General features: G+C 73.0%; 14 protein-coding genes. 6 read left to right on the forward strand and 8 right to left on the reverse strand.

Features of this window, described 5'->3' with window-relative positions:
* Window positions 1–61: 61 nt before the first annotated feature.
* A complete protein-coding gene (locus EJG53_RS09245; protein ID WP_125044458.1) occupies window positions 62–1201 on the reverse strand; it encodes an acyl-CoA dehydrogenase family protein in 1140 nt (379 codons plus the stop codon).
* A 276-nt stretch (window positions 1202–1477) separates the two neighbouring features.
* Here EJG53_RS09245 and EJG53_RS09250 point away from each other — a divergent pair, with 276 nt between their 5' ends.
* Window positions 1478–3142 carry an AMP-binding protein gene (locus EJG53_RS09250; protein ID WP_244955064.1) on the forward strand — a complete coding sequence of 555 codons (1665 nt, stop codon included), beginning with the start codon at window positions 1478–1480 and terminating at the stop codon, window positions 3140–3142.
* A 196-nt stretch (window positions 3143–3338) separates the two neighbouring features.
* Window positions 3339–4220 carry a PaaX family transcriptional regulator gene (locus EJG53_RS09255; protein ID WP_125044459.1) on the forward strand — a complete coding sequence of 294 codons (882 nt, stop codon included), beginning with the start codon at window positions 3339–3341 and terminating at the stop codon, window positions 4218–4220.
* 13 nt (window positions 4221–4233) lie between these two features.
* Here the strand turns inward: EJG53_RS09255 and EJG53_RS09260 are convergent, their stop codons facing one another.
* Window positions 4234–4998 carry an HAD family hydrolase gene (locus tag EJG53_RS09260; RefSeq protein ID WP_125044460.1) on the reverse strand — a complete coding sequence of 255 codons (765 nt, stop codon included), beginning with the start codon at window positions 4996–4998 and terminating at the stop codon, window positions 4234–4236.
* A 424-nt stretch (window positions 4999–5422) separates the two neighbouring features.
* Between EJG53_RS09260 and EJG53_RS09265 the strand changes: the two genes are divergently transcribed.
* Window positions 5423–6076 (forward strand): TetR/AcrR family transcriptional regulator, encoded by a 654-nt coding sequence (locus tag EJG53_RS09265; RefSeq protein ID WP_275126406.1) that lies wholly within the window; start codon window positions 5423–5425, stop codon window positions 6074–6076.
* Between the two features lie 22 nt (window positions 6077–6098).
* Here EJG53_RS09265 and EJG53_RS09270 read toward each other — a convergent pair whose 3' ends face one another.
* Window positions 6099–7217, reverse strand: a complete 1119-nt coding sequence (locus tag EJG53_RS09270; protein WP_244955066.1) for an MDR family NADP-dependent oxidoreductase — start codon at window positions 7215–7217, stop codon at window positions 6099–6101.
* Window positions 7218–7426: 209 nt separating this feature from the next.
* Between EJG53_RS09270 and EJG53_RS09275 the strand changes: the two genes are divergently transcribed.
* Together EJG53_RS09275 and EJG53_RS09280 are read left to right on the forward strand one after the other, a co-directional pair.
* Window positions 7427–8023 carry a ScbR family autoregulator-binding transcription factor gene (locus tag EJG53_RS09275; protein WP_244955067.1) on the forward strand — a complete coding sequence of 199 codons (597 nt, stop codon included), beginning with the start codon at window positions 7427–7429 and terminating at the stop codon, window positions 8021–8023.
* Window positions 8024–8236: 213 nt separating this feature from the next.
* Window positions 8237–9226, forward strand: coding sequence for a ScbA/BarX family gamma-butyrolactone biosynthesis protein (locus tag EJG53_RS09280; protein WP_125044463.1), 990 nt, complete (start codon window positions 8237–8239; stop codon window positions 9224–9226).
* A gap of 4 nt (window positions 9227–9230) precedes the next feature.
* Here the strand turns inward: EJG53_RS09280 and EJG53_RS09285 are convergent, their stop codons facing one another.
* Window positions 9231–11537: a bifunctional salicylyl-CoA 5-hydroxylase/oxidoreductase gene (locus tag EJG53_RS09285; RefSeq protein ID WP_125044464.1), complete on the reverse strand. Its 2307-nt coding sequence runs from the start codon at window positions 11535–11537 to the stop codon at window positions 9231–9233.
* Window positions 11538–11539: 2 nt separating this feature from the next.
* Window positions 11540–12367, reverse strand: coding sequence for an enoyl-CoA hydratase family protein (locus tag EJG53_RS09290; protein WP_125044465.1), 828 nt, complete (start codon window positions 12365–12367; stop codon window positions 11540–11542).
* Between the two features lie 355 nt (window positions 12368–12722).
* On the opposite strand from EJG53_RS09290, the gene rox reads away from it, so the two are divergent.
* Window positions 12723–14177: a rifampin monooxygenase gene (rox, locus tag EJG53_RS09295; RefSeq protein WP_125044466.1), complete on the forward strand. Its 1455-nt coding sequence runs from the start codon at window positions 12723–12725 to the stop codon at window positions 14175–14177.
* On the opposite strand, the gene EJG53_RS09300 is transcribed toward rox, so the two are convergent.
* From EJG53_RS09300 to EJG53_RS09310, 3 genes are all read right to left on the reverse strand, one after another.
* Window positions 14170–15645, reverse strand: a complete 1476-nt coding sequence (locus EJG53_RS09300) for an amino acid permease (RefSeq protein ID WP_125044467.1) — start codon at window positions 15643–15645, stop codon at window positions 14170–14172. The two genes, rox and EJG53_RS09300, sit on opposite strands and share 8 nt — an antisense overlap.
* Window positions 15646–15867: 222 nt before the next feature.
* Complete coding sequence (gene argF, locus EJG53_RS09305; protein ID WP_125044468.1) at window positions 15868–16869, reverse strand: ornithine carbamoyltransferase; 1002 nt, start codon at window positions 16867–16869, stop codon at window positions 15868–15870.
* Between the two features lie 143 nt (window positions 16870–17012).
* A complete protein-coding gene (locus tag EJG53_RS09310; protein ID WP_125044469.1) occupies window positions 17013–18236 on the reverse strand; it encodes an arginine deiminase in 1224 nt (407 codons plus the stop codon).
* Window positions 18237–18342: the final 106 nt, after the last annotated feature.

Below are 18342 nucleotides of genomic sequence, written 5' to 3' on the forward strand. Positions count from 1 at the left end.
CTTGCAGGGGATCGCGTCGATCACCTGACGTTGATCCGAACGCAACCGCCTGGGCCGCCGCTCACCGCTCCCGGTACAACTCCCGCGCGATGATCGACCGCTGGACCTCGGTGGCCCCCTCGTAGATGCGCGGCGCCCGGACCTCGCGGTAGAGGTGTTCCAGGAGGTGGCCGCGGCGCAGGGCGCGGGCGCCGTGCAGTTGGACGGCGGTGTCCACGGCGTGCTGGGCGGTCTCGGTGGCCAGGAGTTTGGCCATCGCGGAGCGCTTGGCGATGTCGGGGGCGCCGCTGTCGTACGCGGAGGCGGCCGCGTAGACCAGGAGGCGGGCGGCCTCGATACGGGTGGCCGTCTCGGCGAGCTGGTGGGAGACCGACTGGAGGTCCTTGAGCGGGCCGCCGAACGCGGTGCGGTCCGCGGTGTGCGCGAGGGCGGCGTCCAGGGCGGCCTGGGCCATGCCCACCGCGAAGGCGCCGACGCTCGGACGGAAGAGGTTCAGGGTGCGCATCGCGACGCCGAAGCCGCGGTCCACCTCGCCCACCACGTCGTCGCGGGTGACCGGGACGCCGTCGAAGGCCAGGGTGCCGATCGGGTGCGGGCTGAGCATGTCCAGCGGGGTGCCGGACAGGCCGGGACGGCCGGCGGGGACGAGGAAGGCGGTGATGCCTCGGGAGCCCGCGCCGCCACCGGTCCGCGCGAAGACGGTGACGAAGTCGGCCTCGGGCGCGTTGGAGATCCAGCACTTCTCGCCGGTGAGCCGCCAGCGACCGGCGCTCGGCGGGCCGTCCGGCTCGGCGGACAGGGTGAGTGCGGCGGCGTCGGAGCCCGCGGCGGGCTCGCTCAGTGCGAAGGCGGCCACCGCGCGGCCCGCGACCACCTCGGGCAGCCAGCGGTCCCGCTGGGCGGCCGTACCGGACTGGACGACCGGGTACGTGCCCAGGCCCTGGAGTGCCAGCGCGGTCTCGGCCTCGGTCGACTCCTGGGCCAGTGACTCGCGCAGCAGGCACAGGTCGAGGGCGCGTACCGGGCCGTCGGCGGGGAACATCCGGCGCAGCAGGCCGAGTTCGCCGAGGGCGGTCACCAAGGGGCGGTTGACGCGGCCGGGTTCGCCGCGTTCCGCCAGCGGGCGCAGCCGCTCGGCGGCGAGGGCGCGCAGTTCGGCGCACCACTTCCGGTCCTGCGGTTCCAGCGCGAATGCGGTCACGGGCGGCTCCCTCGTCTCGGGCCCGGGGTGGCCGGGCGGGTCGCTCGGGGCGGTGTGCGGCGGGGGTCGGGGCGCGGCGGCGGCTTGCGCGGTAGGGCCCCGCGCCGTCGGACCGTATCGCGCTCTGTTGACTGTCGTCACCGACACGTTACGCTGACGGCGGGCCGGCGCGGCAGTACCCGAACGGTTTCCCCAGCACGTCACGGCCGGGGTGCCGGGCAGGCCCGAGCAAGGTTCCGAGCGTCCCCGCCGTCGTCCGCAAGGGGGCACACCGGCATGGACCTGACGCCTTCGGCGCACATCGACACCTTCACCCGCGACCACCTGCCGCCGGCCGGCCAGTGGCCGCACCTCACAGACCTCGGGTATCCCGGCCGGCTCAACTGCGGCGCCGAACTGCTCGACGCCACGATCGAACGGCTGGGCACCGGCCGCCCCGCCTTCCGGGACGCGTCCGGCACGGTCTGGACGTACGGGGAGCTGCGCGACCGGGTGGACCGCATCGCGCACACCCTCACCGACGACCTCGGCGTGCTGCCCGGCCACCGGGTCCTGCTGCGCGGCCCCACCACTCCCCTGCTGGCCGCCTGCTGGCTGGCGGTGATGAAGGCGGGCGCGGTGGCCGTGACCGTGCTGGCCGCGCAGCGCCCGCACGAGCTGGCGACCCTGTGCGGCCTGGCCCGGGTGGAACACGCGCTGTGCGACGTACGGGTGGTCGGGGACCTGGCGGCGGCCGGGGTGCCGGGGCTGCGGATCACCCCGTACGGCGGGGAAGGCCCCGACGACCTGCTGCGGCTCGCCGGGCGGCACCCGGGTCCGTACGAGGCGGTGCCGACCGCGGCCGACGACGTGGCGCTGATCGCCTTCACCTCGGGCACCACCGGGCGGCCCAAGGGCTGTATGCACTTCCACCGCGACGTGCTGGCCATCGCCGACACCTTCTCCGCGCAGGTGTTGCGGCCCACCCCGGACGACGTGTTCGCGGGCAGTCCGCCGCTCGGCTTCACCTTCGGGCTCGGCGGGCTGGTGATCTTCCCGCTGCGGGCCGGCGCGTCGTCGTACCTGGCCGACTGGGGCGGCCCGGAGCAACTGCTGCGCGACATCGGGCGGCACCGCGTGTCCGTGCTCTTCACCGCGCCGACCGCCTACCGGATCATGCTGCCGAAGCTGCCCGGGCACGACGTCTCCTCGCTGCGCCGCTGCGTGTCGGCGGGCGAGAACCTGCCCGCCGCGACCTGGCGGGAGTGGGAGCGGGCGACCGGGCTGCGCATCATCAACGGCATCGGCGCGACGGAACTGCTGCACATCTTCGTCTCGGCGGCCGACGAACGGGCCCGGCCGGGGACGACGGGCCTGCCGGTGCCCGGCTTCGAGGCGCGGGTGGTCGACGCGGACGGCCGGACGGTGCCCGACGGGACGCCGGGGCTGCTCGCGGTGCGCGGCCCGACGGGCTGCCGCTATCTGGCGGACGAGCGGCAGCGGGAGTACGTACGCGACGGGTGGAACCTGACCGGCGACACCTATGTCCGGGACGCGGACGGCTACTTCAGCTACGTGGCACGGGCGGACGACATGATCATCTCGGCCGGGTACAACATCGCCGGACCCGAGGTCGAGGACGCCCTGCTGCGCCACCCCGACGTCGCCGAGGCGGCGGTCGTCGGACGGGCCGACGCGGAGCGCGGCCAGGTCGTGGTGGCCCACCTGGTGCTGCGTACGGGGGTGCCGCGCGGCCCGGAGACCGTGGCCGGGCTGCGCGCGTTCACCAAGGCGGCCATAGCGCCGTACAAGTGCCCGCGCGAGATCGTCTTCCACGACGCGCTGCCCCGGACGCCGACGGGCAAGCTCCAGCGCTTCCGGTTGCGCGGGGGCGGGGACGCGGGCGGGAGTTCGGTGGGCGGCGCCATGGAGGGCAAGGGTGCGGGCGGTGCCGTCGTATGACCGCTGGTGTGCGGGGCGCCGGTACGCGATGCCGTCGGACCTGCCGTACTTGCCGCGCGTCCCGTCCCTGCCGTACCGCGTCCCGGCGGCTGCGGCTACGATCGCGCCCTGAACGGCCACGGTCCGGCAGCCGTTCACGCGCACCCCTGCGTCCCGGGGCCGCGGACCGGAGCACGACAAGGCGGGAAACGACCACGTGAGCGACGTGTACGCGCATGGCACGCCGGGGTCCCTGATCGTCACCTTCTACGGTGCGTACGGGCGCGGCCGGCCGGACGGTCCCGGCGCTCCGGACGGTCCCCCGGGCCCGGTGCCCGTCGCCGCGCTGATCAGGCTGCTCGGAGTGCTCGGCGTCGACCCGCCGTCGGTGCGCTCGGCGGTCTCCCGCCTCAAACGCCGCGGGCTGCTGGTCGCCGCCCGTACGGAGTCGGGGGCCGCCGCGTACGGACTCTCGGACGCGGCGCACCAGCTCCTGGACGACGGGGACCGGCGGATCTACGGACGGCCGTCCCCCGCGCCGTCGGACGGCTGGGTCCTGGCCGTCTTCTCGGTGCCCGAACAGGAGCGGCACAAACGGCACTTGCTGCGCTCGCGGCTGGCCCGGCTCGGTTTCGGCACGGCGGCGCCCGGGGTGTGGATCGCGCCGTCCCATCTGTACGACGAGACCCGGCACACCCTGGACCGGCTGCATCTCTCCCCGTACGTCGACCTGTTCACGGGCGCGCACGCGGGCTTCGAGCCCACCGCCGACGCGGTGGCGCGCTGGTGGGACCTGGAGTCGCTGGCCGGCCGGCACCGGGCCTTCCTGGCGGCCCACGAGCCGGTGCTGCGCCACTGGTCCAGCCGCCGCCCCGTCCCCCCCGAGGCGGCGTACCGCGACTACCTGTCGGCGCTCGACGCCTGGCGCCGCCTCCCCTACGCGGACCCCGGCCTGCCTGCGCCGCTCCTGCCCGAGGACTGGCCGGGCGGCCACGCGGCGGACGTCTTCGGCCGGCTGCACACCCGGCTGCGGGCGGCGGGCGCCCGGTTCGTACGGACGGCGCTCGACGGGACGGGCCGGGCGGCGGCCACCGCCTGACGCCGGTGCACGGTCAGCGCCTCCGCTGCGGGGAGGCGGTGCCGGCCATCGGCCGCGGCCGGGCGGCGGCGATGGTGGAGACGACTTCCTTGAACGAACCGCACATACGGGTACCGGCCACCGCGGCCAGCTCGCCGAAGCTGCCCACCCCGTAGGTGACCGCGACCGGTTCCATCCGGGCCGTCACCGCCATCCGCATGTCGCTGACCGTGTCACCGACGTACGCGCTCTCCCACGGCGCCACCCCCAGGTCGGCGGCGGCCCGCAGCACCATCTCCGGGTGCGGCTTGCCGCGCCGGACCATCTCCTGGCTGATGACGGGGCCCAGCAGGTCCCGGATGCCCAGCACGTCCAGCAGGGCCTCGGCGCCGCGGGTCCCCTTCGAGGTCGCCACGGCCAGTTCGATGCCGTGCGCGCGCAGCGCGGACAGTCCGGCGGCCACGCCCGGGAAGAGCAGCCGGGGCCCTTCGCGCAGCACGTCGCACGCGAACAGTTCGCGGTAGCGGCCGATGGCGGCCGCCACCGCGTCGTGGTCCTCCGGCATGCCGAGCAGCTTGCCGAAGGCCGGTCCCGGCGGCTTGCCGATCGCGGCGGCGGCCTGCCGGGACGTGACCGAACGGCCCTGCTCGGCGGCGACCTTGACCAGCAGCCTGCTGATCGCCGGCAGAGTGTTGGCGAGGGTTCCGTCGAGATCGAAGACGGCGGCCCTGATGGTTTCGCCGACCGCGGCCCGCGCGGCGCCTCCGGGACGTGGCACGGCTCCCGCTGAATCACGCATTGCTCGACACCTTCCGATTTCCTGTGAGCCTTGTGCATCTGTGGGTCCGGTCGCCGTCCGTGACGACGGCGCCGGACGCGGGAAGACGTGCCGACGGCGCCCACCCGGCAAGCGGCGGACGCGCCGGTGCACACCGGTGTCCAGGAGCGGCGTGCCCGAGCCGGAGCGGTCCGCTCCGGCAGGGCCCCCTCCCCTGCCTCGCCTCCGCCAGATTTAAAAACCGTCTGCGCTGTTTGTCAATGCACCCTGCTACGCCTCCCACACGCTGGGACAACGGCCCATGTCGGCGCGGTGACCCCAGAACTGAGGGGAAGTGACACAAACAGCAAACACGTTCACACCACCAGCATCAGAAGGACACTGGAATCACAACAGCCACTCCCTGGTTCAGTTTTCGAACCGCATGGTTGGTTTAGTATGTAGAATGCGGTGCGCTCACAGCCGGACTAGAGACAGGACGGACACTGTGCCGACGCAGCATCGAGCGATACAAAGCCGCCAGGCTCTCCTCCGATCGGCCGCCGAGGCCTTCACCGAGAAGGGCGTGCCCGCCTCGGGCATGGTCGACATCAGCCGACGCGCCCGGCTGAGCAAAGGAGCCCTCTACTTCCACTTCGCGTCCAAGGAAGACCTCACCTTCGCGGTACGGGACGAGGCCCTCGGCGCCCTGCGGATCCTGGAGGACGAACTGGCCCGCGCCCCGCACCCGGCCCCCACCGCCGTACGGGACTTCGCCGTCGGACTGCTCGGCCGGGTGGACACCGACGTCGTCGTACGGGCCGGACTCCAGCTCCGCCCGGAAACCGCGCCGGGCATCGCCGAACCGGAACTCCAACAGCGATGGTTCGCCCTCTTTCTGGAGAAGATCACGGCCGACCAGGCGGCCGGGAAGCTGCCGTCCGGCGACGACCCGCGGCGCTCCGCGCGGCTGCTCACCGCGCTCGTGGTCGGTCTGCTGCACCTGGGCCAGGAAGACCGTACCTGGTGGGAGAAGGACGTCGTCACGGACCTGTGGGCACAGTTACTGCCCAGCGGGGCGGAAACGGTACCCGGCCCCGTCCCGGAACCGGCCCACTGACCGGCCCGCGCGTCCACCCCTTTCAGCACTCGACCAGCACCGCGCCCGTATGACAGCCCCGCGTCAGTTCACACAGGGCCCGCGGTGCCTGGTCGAGACCGCGCACCAGAGTGTGGGCGAAGACCAGGGAACCGTCCCGCAGCCCTCGCTCGAACTCCGCCGTCCACTCCTGGGGCAGGTCGGGATGGTCGACCATCGAGAAGCCGCGCAGCGTGACCCTGCGTGTCACCATCAGCAGCGAATCCATCTCGGCAGGCACCGCCCTGCCCGCGCCGCCGCCCAACTGCTGGGAGAGCGCGCCCACCAGGGCGAACCGCGCGCCGGTACGGGCCACCGCCAGCGCCGCGCCCAACTGTTCGCCGCCGACCAGGTCCAGCAGGACGTCGATGCCGTCCGGCGCCGCCCGGCGCAGTTGCTCCTCGACCGGCCCCGCGCCGCGGAGCACCACGTCGTCGTAGCCGAGCGCCTCCCGGAGATACGGGATCTTGTGCGCGGACCCGGTGCTCCCGATGACGCGGGCCGCGCCCAGCCGCTTGGCGATCAGCCCCGCCATGCTCCCGACACCGCCCGCAGATCCGGTCACGAACACGGTGTCGCCCGGACCGACTTGCGCGGCGCGGGTCAACGCGCCCCAGGCCGTGGCGCCCTGGGACAGATGCGCGGCGGGATCGGGCAGTTCCCCCGGCTCGACGCGCCGGGCGCGGCCCTCCTCCACCGCCGCGAACTCCCGCCAGCCGTACGGGTGCACCACCAGGTCACCGGGCGCGAACCCGCCGCCGCCCGCCTGCACGACCTCACCCAAGGCCGGCCCCCACAGTGCCTGCCCCGGCACGAAGGACGGCATCGGCAGCTCGGCGTCGGACATCTTCGAGCACATGGCCGCCGTCACCGTCATGATCCGGTTGCGTACGAGCAGCCGGCCCGGCCCCGCGGCGGGCACCGGCGCCTCGGCGAGCGTGAAGTGCTCCGGCCCGAGGGCTCCCCGGAGGCGGGCGGCGAGCCGGACCTCCCGGTGGACAGCGGGGACGGCGGGGACGGCCGGGGCCCCCGGGGCCGAGGAGGCGTGCGGGGCTAACCGGGCGGAGGGGGTCAAGGAGGCGGCAGTGGCGGGTGGTTCGGGTTCGGTGTTCGGTGCGGTCACGACGGAACTCCTGTGGGATCGGCGGTTTCCGACGGGCGTCGGCGTGGGGCCGCCGGCCAGCCAGTTTCAATACCGCATGGTTGGCTTTTTTAACGTGCCGAAAATAGACTGACGGACCGGACTCGTAAGGTTGCCCCCAAGCACGACCCCCCTCGAAGAGCACTCGAAAAGCATACGGAGGACGATCGGTGGTCAAGCAGGAACGCGCAGTGCGCACTCGACGTGCCGTCCTCGAAGCGGCGGCCCAGGTCATCGGCACGCGCGGGTACGAGGCGGCCACGATGGCGGAGATCATCCAGCGGGCCGGCGTGACGAAGGGCGCCCTGTACTTCCACTTCGCCTCCAAGGACGCTCTCGCCCGCGCCGTCATCGCGGAGCAGACCGACCCCTTCATTCCGCAGGTCACCGACTCCCGGCTGCAGGACGCCATCGACTTCACCCACCAGGTGGCGGTGGGCCTGCGGGACGATCCGCTGCTCCAGGCCGGCACCCGGATCGCCGTCGAGACCACGTTCACCGACGAGCCGCTCGTCCCCTACCAGGCGTGGATCGACATCGTCACGACGATGTTCGCCGACGCCAAGGAGAAGGGTGAACTGCTCCCGGCGATCGCGCCGGACCGGGCGGCGGAGTTCTTCGTCTCCGCCTACATGGGGGTGCAGCTCTTCTCGCACGCCGCTTCCAACCGCCTCGACCTGCCCGAACGCGTCACGGCACTGTGGAAGCACATCCTTCCCGGGCTGGCCTCGCCGGGCGCGCTGAGCCATCTCGACCCGCACGGCCGCTCGGTACGGACCGCCGCCTGACGGGTCCTCGGGCCGGGCCCCCACACCGGCCACCACCCTCAGTCCCGCTCCGACCGTCGTCACCCTCTCCCGTACCGGCCGCCACTCTTGGTAAGAAAGCCGGTGGAAGCACTAGAAAACAAACCATCCGGTTTGTATCTTGGGCCGCGTCGGTCCGCCACCGAGGCGCACCCCGTCCGAGCGGAGTGCGCCGCTACCAGGGAGGGAACCCGCATGGCCAGCGCCACGCTCACCGCGCCGTCCACCGCAGCAGACCACCGTCCGTCCACCGGACGGGAGCACCGCAGCCTCTCGGACCTGCCGCCGCTGACGACGACCGTGCCTCGGCAGTACGTGCACCGGACCGCCGTGTCCGAGGTGTTCCTGACCGACTGGCGGCGGGCGGGGTCCGGCGCCTGGGTGGTGAGCGCCCAGTGGCCGCGGGCGCACAGTTTCTACGGTCCCGTCGACGGTCTGCACGACCCGATGCTGCTCGTGGAGACGATGCGGCAGGCGAGCATCCTGCTGGCCCACGTGGCGCACGGGGTACCGCTCGACCACCCGATCATCTGGCAGGACCTGCGGTACTCCGTCAATCCCGAGGCGCTGCGCGTCACCGGCGCGCCCGCCGAGATAGCCCTGCACATCACCGACCACGCCCTGCTGTACCGCGGCAGGCGGCTGGCGGGCGCGCGACTGCGGTTCCACGTCCTGCGCGAGGGCGCCGAGCTGGCCACCGCCGAGCTGAACTTCGCCTGTCAGACCCCCGCCGTCTACCGCCGGCTGCGCGGCGAGTACAGCGACCTCCAGCGGGCCAACGCCCGCACCCTGGACCTGGCCGAGCCGGTCGCGCCCCGTCTGGTGGCACGCGACCGCACGAGCGACGTGGTCCTCTCCCCCACCGGCCACGCCAACCGCTGGCAGTTGCGGGTGAACACCGCGCACCCGGTGCTCTTCGACCACCCCGTGGACCACGCCCCGGGCATGCTGATGGTGGAGGCCGCCCGGCAGGCCGCGCACGCCGCCGCCGGCCCCGGCTTCGCGCTGCCCACGGACATGGAGTGCTCCTTCCACCGCTACGGCGAACTGGACGCGCCGTGCTGGGTCGAGGTGACCCCCGGCCAGGACGGGCGGGGCCGCCGCCTCCTCGACATCGACATCCAGCAGAACGGCCGGTCCGTCTTCACGGCCCGCACCGCGAGCCGGTCCGCGTCCGCCGGCTGACCGCTCAGCCCAGCGTCAGCCGCGGCTTCGGCGCGTCCGTACGGCCGGTGGGCGGGATGCGGCTGCCGGCGCGGTACGGCAGGGGCCACGGCGCTCCCGGCCCGGTGTAGTCCTGTTCGGCGGCCGCGTGCAGGGTCCAGTGCGGGTCGTACAGGTGGGGGCGCGCCAGCGCGCACAGGTCGGCACGGCCGGCCAAGACCAGGGAGTTGACGTCGTCCCAGGAGGAGACGGCGCCCACCGCGATCACCGGGACGCCCAGGCGGTTGCGGATGCGGTCGGCGAACGGGGTCTGGTACGAGCGGCCGTACTCGGGCTGTTCGTCGGGGACGACCTGGCCGGTCGAGACGTCGATGGCGGCGGCGCCGTGCGCGGCGAAGGCGCGGGCGATCTCCACCGAGTCCTCGGCGGTGGTGCCGCCCTCGGCCCAGTCGGTGGCGGAGATCCGTACGGTCATGGGGCGGTCGGCGGGCCAGACGGCGCGTACCGCGTCGAAGACCTCCAGCGGGAAGCGCAGCCGGGCGGCGAGGTCGCCGCCGTACGCGTCGGTGCGCCGGTTGGTGAGCGGGGAGAGGAAGCCGGAGAGCAGGTAGCCGTGGGCGCAGTGCAGTTCGAGGAGGTCGAAGCCGGCGCGGGCGGCCGACCGGGCGGACCGTACGAACTGCTCGCGGACCGCTGCCAGCCCGGGCCCGGTCAGGGCGTGGGGTATCTGGTTGACGCCGGGGCGGTACGGCAGCGCGGAGGGTGCCACGAGCGGCCAGTTGCCGTCGGGCAGCGGCTGGTCGATGCCCTCCCACATGAGGCGGGTGGAGCCCTTGCGGCCGGAGTGGCCGAGCTGGACGCCGATGGCGGTACCGGGTGACTGCGCGTGCACGAAGTCGGTGACGCGGCGCCAGGCCGTCTCGTGTTCCGGCGCGTACAGGCCCGTGCAGCCGGGGGTGATCCGGCCCTCGGGGCTGACGCAGACCATCTCGGTCATCACCAGTCCGGCGCCGCCGAGCGCGCGGGCGCCGAGGTGGACGAGGTGGAAGTCGCCCGGTGTGCCGTCGCCGTCGGCGGAGTACATGTCCATCGGGGAGACCACGACCCGGTTGCGCAGGGTCAGGCCGCCGAGCCGGAACGGTGTGAACATGGGCGGGGTGCCGGCCGGGACGCCGGCCTCCTCCTCGACCGCCGCGACGAAGTCCGGGTCGCGCAGCCGCAGGTTGGCGTGGGTGACGCGGCGGCTGCGGGTGAGCAGGTTGAAGGCGAACCGGCGGGGCGGCTGGTCCACGTACTCCGCCAGTTCCTCGAACCAGGCGAGGCTGGCGCGGGCGGCCCGCTGGGTGGAGGCGACGACCGGCCGCCGCTCGGCCTCGTACGCGGCCAGCGCGGCGGGGAGGCCGGGCTGCTCCTCAAGGCAGGCGGCCAGCGCGAGGGCGTCCTCGACGGCCAGTTTGGTGCCGGAGCCGATGGAGAAGTGGGCGGTGTGCGCGGCGTCGCCGAGCAGCACCGTACGGCCGTGCGACCAGCGCTCGTTGACGACGGTACGGAACGCGGTCCAGGCGGAGTTGTTGCCACGCAGCGGGCGGCCGCTCAGCGCCTCGGCGAAGACCTTGGCGCACCATTCGGCGGACTCCCGCTCGTCGCAGCGGTCCAGGCCGGCCCGGCGCCAGACCTCCTCGCGCATCTCGACGATGACGGTGCTGGCGCCGTCCGGGTGCTCCGGCCCGGCGCCCGGCCGGGCGTACGGATAGCCGTGCAGTTGGACGACGCCGTGCTCGGTCTCCACGATCTCGAAGCGGAACGCGTCGAGGGCGAAGTCGGCGGCGAGCCAGATGTAGCGGCAGCGGTGGGGGGTGACGCGCGGGACGAAGACGTCGGCGTGCGCGGCGCGGGTGAGGCTGTGCACGCCGTCCGCCGCGATCACCAGGTCGTGGCTCGCGGCCAGCTCGGCGGCGGGCGGGGCCTGGGTACGGAAGTTCAGCCGTACGCCGAGGGAGCGGCAGCGTTCGTGGAGGATGCGCAGCAGCGTACGGCGGCCGAGGGCGGCGAAGCCGTGCCCGCCCGAGGTCAGGGTGCGCCCTCGGTGCACGATGTCGATGTCGTCCCAGCGGACGAACTCGCGCTGGAGGGCGCGGTGGACCTGCGGGTCGGCGTGCTCGATGCCGCCGAGGGTCTCGTCGGACAGCACGACGCCGAAGCCGAAGGTGTCGTCGGGGGCGTTGCGCTCCCAGACGGTGATGTCGCGGTCCGGGTCCAGGCGCTTGAGGAGGGCGGCGGCGTACAGGCCGCCCGGGCCGCCCCCGACGACGGCCACCTTCCGGGCGGCCACCCTTATTTCCCCTGCCACTTCGGGGGCCGCTTCTCGGTGAAGGCGGCGTGGAACTCGGCGTAGTCGGCGCTGTTCATCAGCAGCGCCTGGGTGGCGGCGTCCATCTCGACGGCGGCGCCCAGCGGCATGTCCAGTTCGGCGGTGAGCAGCGCCTTGGTCTGGGCGTGGGCGAGCGCGGGCCCCTCGGCGAGCCGCCGGGCGAGGATGTGGGACGCGGCGTCCGCGCGGCCCTCCTCGGCCAGTTCGCTGAGCAGGCCGATGCGTTCGGCCTCGGGGGCGCGGACCGGTTCGCCGAGCATCAGCAGCCGGGTCGCGTGGCCGAGGCCGACCACGCGCGGCAGCAGGTAGGCGGCGCCCATGTCGCCGCCGGAGAGGCCGACCTTGGTGAAGAGGAAGGCGAAGCGGGCCGAGGGGTCGGCGACGCGGAAGTCGGCGGCCAGGGCGAGCACGGCACCGGCGCCCGCCGCGACGCCGTGCACCGCCGCGATCACGGGGAACGGGCAGTCCCGTACGGCCCGGACGACCTGACCGGTCATCCGGTTGAAGTCGAGGAGCTGCGCGGTGTCCATGGCGAGCGTGGCGCCGATGATCTCCTCGACGTCTCCGCCGGAGCAGAAGCCACGCCCTTCGCCGCCGAGGACGAGGGCGCGCGCCGACCGTTCCCTGGACAGCTCGGCGAGCAGGTCCCGCAGGTCGGCATACGCTTCAAAGGTGAGCGCGTTGAGCTTGTCCGGGCGCGCGAGGGTGACGGTGACGATGCCGTCTTCCCTGGTCACGCGGATGTGCTGCCATGCGTCGGTGGTACGGGCGGAACCTGTGAACGGGCTCATCGGGCAACTGCCCCCTTCAGCCGGACGGCTGGTGCAGACACGCAATCGCGCTTCGAAGTTATCACCGTTGTGTGACTGTCGTCATGAGTGCGCGATATCCGGCCGGTGGCGTCGGAGGCGGGCACGGGGGGGAGACACGAGGGTCCGGAGGCGGTTCCGGTACGGCGACTTCGCCAGGAGATCGTCCGTCCATGGCGCAGCACGGCGCACCACGGCGGACAAAAAGAAAAGGCAGGAGGTGAACCCACTCCTTGCCACTCTCAACCTATAGCGCACCGGGGGCCTTGCCACAAGACCCCCTCCATGGCGCACCATCACCGGCCCGAAGCAGTTTTCCGCGGAACGGGTGGTTGTGGTGATCGACGTGATCGTGGCCGGCGGCGGGCCGACCGGACTGATGCTCGCCTGCGAGCTGCGGCTGGCCGGGGCGCACGTGGTCGTGCTGGAGCGGGAGACCGCGCCGTCCCAGGTCGTCCGTGCGCTCGGTCTGCACGTGCGCAGCATCGAGGTGCTGGCCCAGCGCGGTCTGCTGGACCGTTTCCTCGCCGTCGGCACCCGGCGCGAGGCGAGCGGTTTCTTCGCGGGCATCGGCCGGATGTGGCCCGACCGGATGGACACCGCGCACGGGTACGTCCTGGGCATCCCGCAGCCCGTCACCGAGCGTCTGCTGACCGAGCGCGCCACCGAGCTGGGCGTCGAGATCCGGCGCGGCCGTGCCCTGGCCGGGCTGAGCCAGGACGAGGAGGGGGTGACCGTCGAGCTGTCCCCTGCCGACGGGGGCACAGCGGCCGGAGACGCACCGCTGCGCTCGCGCTACCTCGTCGGCTGCGACGGCGGCCGCAGCACGGTGCGCAAGCTGCTGGGTATCGGCTTCCCCGGCGAGCCCGCCAGGGTCGAGACGCTGCTGGGCGAGATGCGGCTGACCGCGACGCCGGAGACGCTCGCCGAAGTGACGGCCGAGGTCCGCGGGACCCAGTTGCTCTTCGGCGCGATGCCCCTCGGGGACGGGTGGTACCGCGTCCTCGTGCCCGCCGAGGGGGTGGCCGGGGACCGCACGGCCCCGCCCGCCTTCGAGGAGTTCAAGCGGCGGATGGTGGCCGTCGCGGGCACCGACTTCGGGGTGCACTCGCCGCGCCGGCTGTCCCGGTTCGGCGACGCCACCCGGCAGGCCGAGCGCTACCGGGACGGGCGGGTGCTGCTGGCCGGTGACGCGGCGCACGTCCACCCGCCGGCCGGCGGGCAGGGCCTCAACCTCGGCGTGCAGGACGCGTTCAACCTGGGCTGGAAGCTGGCCGCCGTGGTCAACGGCTGGGCACCGGAAGGGCTGCTGGACAGCTACCAGGCCGAGCGGCACCCGGTGGCCGCCGACGTGCTGGACACCACCCGCGCGCAGATGACGCTGATGTCCACCGAGCCGGGCCCCCGGTCGGTGCGCCGGCTGCTGGCGGAGCTGATGGACTTCGAGGAGGTGAACCGGTACCTCATCGAGAAGATCACCGCGATCGGGGTGCGCTACGACCTCGGCGCGGGCCACCACCCGCTGCTCGGGCGGCGGCTGCGGGACGTACGGCTGAAGCGGGGCCGTCTCTACGAGCTGATGCACGACGGCCGCGGGCTGCTCCTCGACGGGACCGGCCGGCTCTCGGTGTCCGGCTGGGAGGACCGGGTCGACCACGTCGTGGACGGCAGCGAGGAACTCGACGTCCCCGCCGTGCTGCTGCGGCCGGACGGCCATGTGGCGTGGGCCGGCGCGGACCAGCAGGAGCTGCTGGCCCGGCTGCCGCGGTGGTTCGGCGCCCCCGTCAGCTAACCGTGCCGCGCGGGCCCGCGGCGGCGGCTTCCCGGCCGTCGCCGGCGGGTTCCGCGCCGCCCCGGCCCAGCCGGGAGTTCCGCCGCCCGTACAGCGCGTAGACGAGCGCGCCGACCACCAGGAACCCGGCGAACTGGAGCCAGGTCGCCGGACCCGTCCCGTAGATCAGGTAGGCGCAGAAGACGATGCCGAGCACCGGGCTGAGCGGGAAGAGCGGCACCCGGAAGCGGCGCGGCAGGTCGGGGCGGGTGCGGCGGAGCACCATGACGCTGACGTTGACCACGGCCATCACCGCGAGCGTGCCGATGGTCGTCAGATTCATCACGACGTCCAGCGGGACCACCGCGGCGGGGACCGCGAAGAGCACGGCGACGATCCAGGTGCCCGCCACCGGGGTGGAGGTCTTCGGCGAGATCCGCTCGAAGACCCTCGGGACGAGCCCGTCGCGGGACATCGACATCAGGATGCGGGTCTGTCCGTACATGACGGCCAGGACGACGGAGGCGATGGCGACGACCGCGCCGAAGGCGATGACGCCGCCGCCGACGGCGGAGCCGGTGACCTGGTTGACGACGAGCGACAGGGCCGCGGGCTTGTCGCCGACCTCGTCGGCGGAGAGCGCGCCGATGGCGGAGAGCGCGACCACGCAGTACAGGACGGTGACCAGACCGATGCAGATCATGATCGCGGTGGGGATGTTCCGGCGCGGGTTCCGCACCTCTTCGCCCGCCGTGGTGATCGCGTCGAAGCCGATGTAGGAGAAGAAGGCGACCGAGGCGCCGGAGGTGATGCCGGCGATGCCCTCGGGGGCGAACGGCGTGAGGTTGCCGTCCTGGAAGGCGGTGAAGGCGATGGCGCAGAACAGGACCAGGATGCCCAGCTTCAGCACGGCCATCGCGGCGGTCGCGCGGGCGCTCTCCCGGATGCCGCGCACCAGCAGCACCGCGGCCAGCAGCATCACCACGACGGCCGGGACGTTGACGATGCCGCCGTCACCGGGCGGGCTGGACAGGGCGGCGGGCAACTGCCAGCCGACGAGGCTGTTCAGCAGCTCGTTCAGGTACTGCCCCCAGCCGACGGCGACGGCCGAGACGGAGACGCCGTACTCCAGCAGCAGGCACCAGCCGACGAGGAACGCGGTGCGCTCGCCGAGCGTGGCGTACGCGTAGGAGTAGGAACTGCCGGACACCGGGATCGCGCCGCCCAGCTCCGCGAAGGAGAAGGCGGTGAAGACGCAGGTGACGGCGGCGAGCACGAAGGAGACGAGGACGGCGGGGCCGGACCGGGCGACGGTGTCGGACAGGCCGACGAAGATGCCGGTGCCGACGATGGCGCCGATGCCGAAGCACACGAGCTGGAAGAGCCCCATGGTGCGCTTGAGGCCGTGGCCTTCGAGATCCGCGCCGGATTCGGCGACGAGGACGTCGGGGGACTTGATGCGCAGTCCGGACGGACCTGACGGAGGCATGGGGGTGGTTCTCATCTCTGGTGGAGCGTGGTGCGTGGTGCCGGGTGCGGCACGCGGCGGGGTGGGCCGCGTAGGGCGGGGCCGGGGCCGGTGGGCCCGTACCCGTGATGCCGTTCGATGGTAGCCCGTATGCCTGCATGATCGCCCATGGGGTCGTATAGCCATGCAATACGGGCGTACGGAGCCGCGCGGCGCCGGGCCGCGCGGCCGGGACGGCGGCCCTCAGGCCAGGGTGGCGACCAGGACCGCCTTGATCGTGTGCAGCCGGTTCTCCGCCTCGTCGAAGACGACGGAGTGCGCCGACTCGAAGACCTCGTCGGTGACCTCCAGGGAGGTCAGCCCGTGCCGCTCGAAGATCTCCTGGCCCACGGCGGTGCCCAGGTCGTGGAAGGCGGGCAGGCAGTGCAGGAACTTCACGTCCGGGTTGCCGGTGGCGCGCAGCACGTCCATCGTGACGGCGTAGCCGCCGAGCAGCGCGATCCGCTCGTCCCAGACCTCCTTGGGCTCGCCCATCGAGACCCAGACGTCGGTCGCGACGAAGTCCGCGCCGCGCACGCCCTCGGCCACGTCCGCGGTGATGGTGACGCGGGCGCCGCTGTGCGCGGCCAGCTCCTTGGCCCGGGTGACGACCTCCTCGTCCGGCCACAGGCCCTCGGGCGCGACGATCCGTACGTCCATGCCGAGCAGCGCGCCGGTGATCAGGTAGGAGTTGCCCATGTTGTAGCGGGCGTCGCCGAGGTAGGCGAGGGTGATCTCCGACAGCGGGCGGCCGGGCGCGTGCTCCTTGATCGTGAGCACGTCGGCGAGCATCTGGGTGGGGTGCCACTCGTCGGTCAGGCCGTTGAAGACCGGGACGCCGGCGTGCGCGGCCAGGTCCTCGACGACCGACTGCGAGCTGCCCCGGTACTCGATGGCGTCGTACATCCGGCCGAGGACCCGGGCGGTGTCCTTCACCGACTCCTTGTGCCCGATCTGCGAACCGGCGGGGTCCAGGTAGGTGGTCGAGGCGCCCTGGTCCGCGGCGGCGACCTCGAAGGCGCAGCGGGTGCGGGTGGAGGTCTTCTCGAAGATCAGGGCGATGTTGCGGCCCCGCAGGCGCGCGACCTCCTCGCCCGCGCGTTTGGCGGCCTTCAGCTCGGCCGCCAGGTCGACGAGGCCGTGGAACTCCTCGGCGCCGAAGTCCAGCTCCTTGAGGAAGTGGCGGCCCTTGAGGTCTGTCGCCATGGGGTGGGCTCCTAGGTCGCGGCGATCGGGACACTGGAAGTGTATACGACGGTCCGTATCCCTATTCAGGGCGGCCTGTCGGTGCCGGCCCGTACCGGCGCCGCACCCTTCCCTACTCTTCCCCGCCGCGGGCGGCTCCTCCCCTACACCGGGTCGCGTTCCACGGGGCAGCTCATGCAGCGCGGGCCGCCCCGGCCGCGCCCCAGCTCACTGCCCGGAATGGTAATGACCTCGATGCCGCGCTTGCGGAGGAAGGTGTTGGTGGTGACGTTGCGCTCGTACGCCACCACCACGCCCGGCTCGACGGCCAGCACGTTGCACCCGTCGTCCCACTGCTCACGCTCGGCCGCGTGCACGTCCTGCGTCGCGGTCAGCACCCGGATGTCGTCCAGGCCCAGCGCCGCCGCCATGGCCCGGTGCATGTGCTCCGGCGGGTGGTCGGTGACCTTCAGCTCCTGGTCGCCGGCGCCCGGCTCGATCGTGTACGAGCGCAGCATCCCCAGCCCCGCGTACTGCGTGAACGTTCCGCCGTCCACCATCGTCATCACCGTGTCCAGGTGCATGAACGCCCGCCGCTTGGGCATGTCCAGCGCCACGATCGTCCGGGCCGACCCCGCCGCGAACAGACCGCGCGCCAGCATCTCCACCGCCTGCGGGGTGGTCCGCTCGCTCATCCCGATCAGCACGGCCCCGTTGCCGAGCACCAGCACGTCGCCGCCCTCGATGGTCGACGGATAGGCCGCCTGCCCCTCCGACCAGACGTTGAAGCCACCGCCCCGGAACAGCTTGTGGTGCCGGTAGATCGCCTCGTAGTGCACGGTCTCACGCTGCCGGGCCGGCCAGCGCATCGCGTTGACGGACACCCCGTCGTAGACCCACGCCGAGGTGTCGCGGGTGAACAGGTGGTTGGGCAGCGGGCGCAGCACGAAGTCGTCCAGGTCCATCACGTGGAAGCGGACCGAGGTGGGCTCCGGGTGCGCCGCCAGGTACTCCCGCTTGGTCATCCCGCCGACCAGCGCCTCCACCAGCTCGGGGACGGCCATCGCGTCGAAGACGGCCCGCAGGTGGTCGGTGGCCAGCGGCCCGTACTCCTTCTCGTGGAAGACCCGGTCCAGGACGAGCGTCCGGGCCTCGGGAACATGGAGGGTCTCGGCCAGCAGGTCCGTGAACAGGTGCACCGCGACGCCCCGGTCCCGGAGGATGTCCGCGAAGGCGTCGTGCTCGGCGCGCGCCCGGCGCACCCACAGCACGTCGTCGAAGAGCAGGGCGTCCTTGTTGGTCGGGGTGAGTCGCTTCAGCTCCAGATCGGGGCGGTGCAGGATGACGCGGCGCAGCCGCCCGGCCTCGGAGTCGACATGGAATCCCATGTCCCCATCTTCGCCGCTGAAGGCCCCCGGCGGAGGGTCACGGAACGGCCGCGACACGGGTTTTCGCTGCCGCCGTACGGCCGGGGCCCGGGGCGGCGCCGGGCGG

Source organism: Streptomyces chrestomyceticus JCM 4735, assembly GCF_003865135.1.
Lineage (GTDB): Bacteria > Actinomycetota > Actinomycetes > Streptomycetales > Streptomycetaceae > Streptomyces > Streptomyces chrestomyceticus.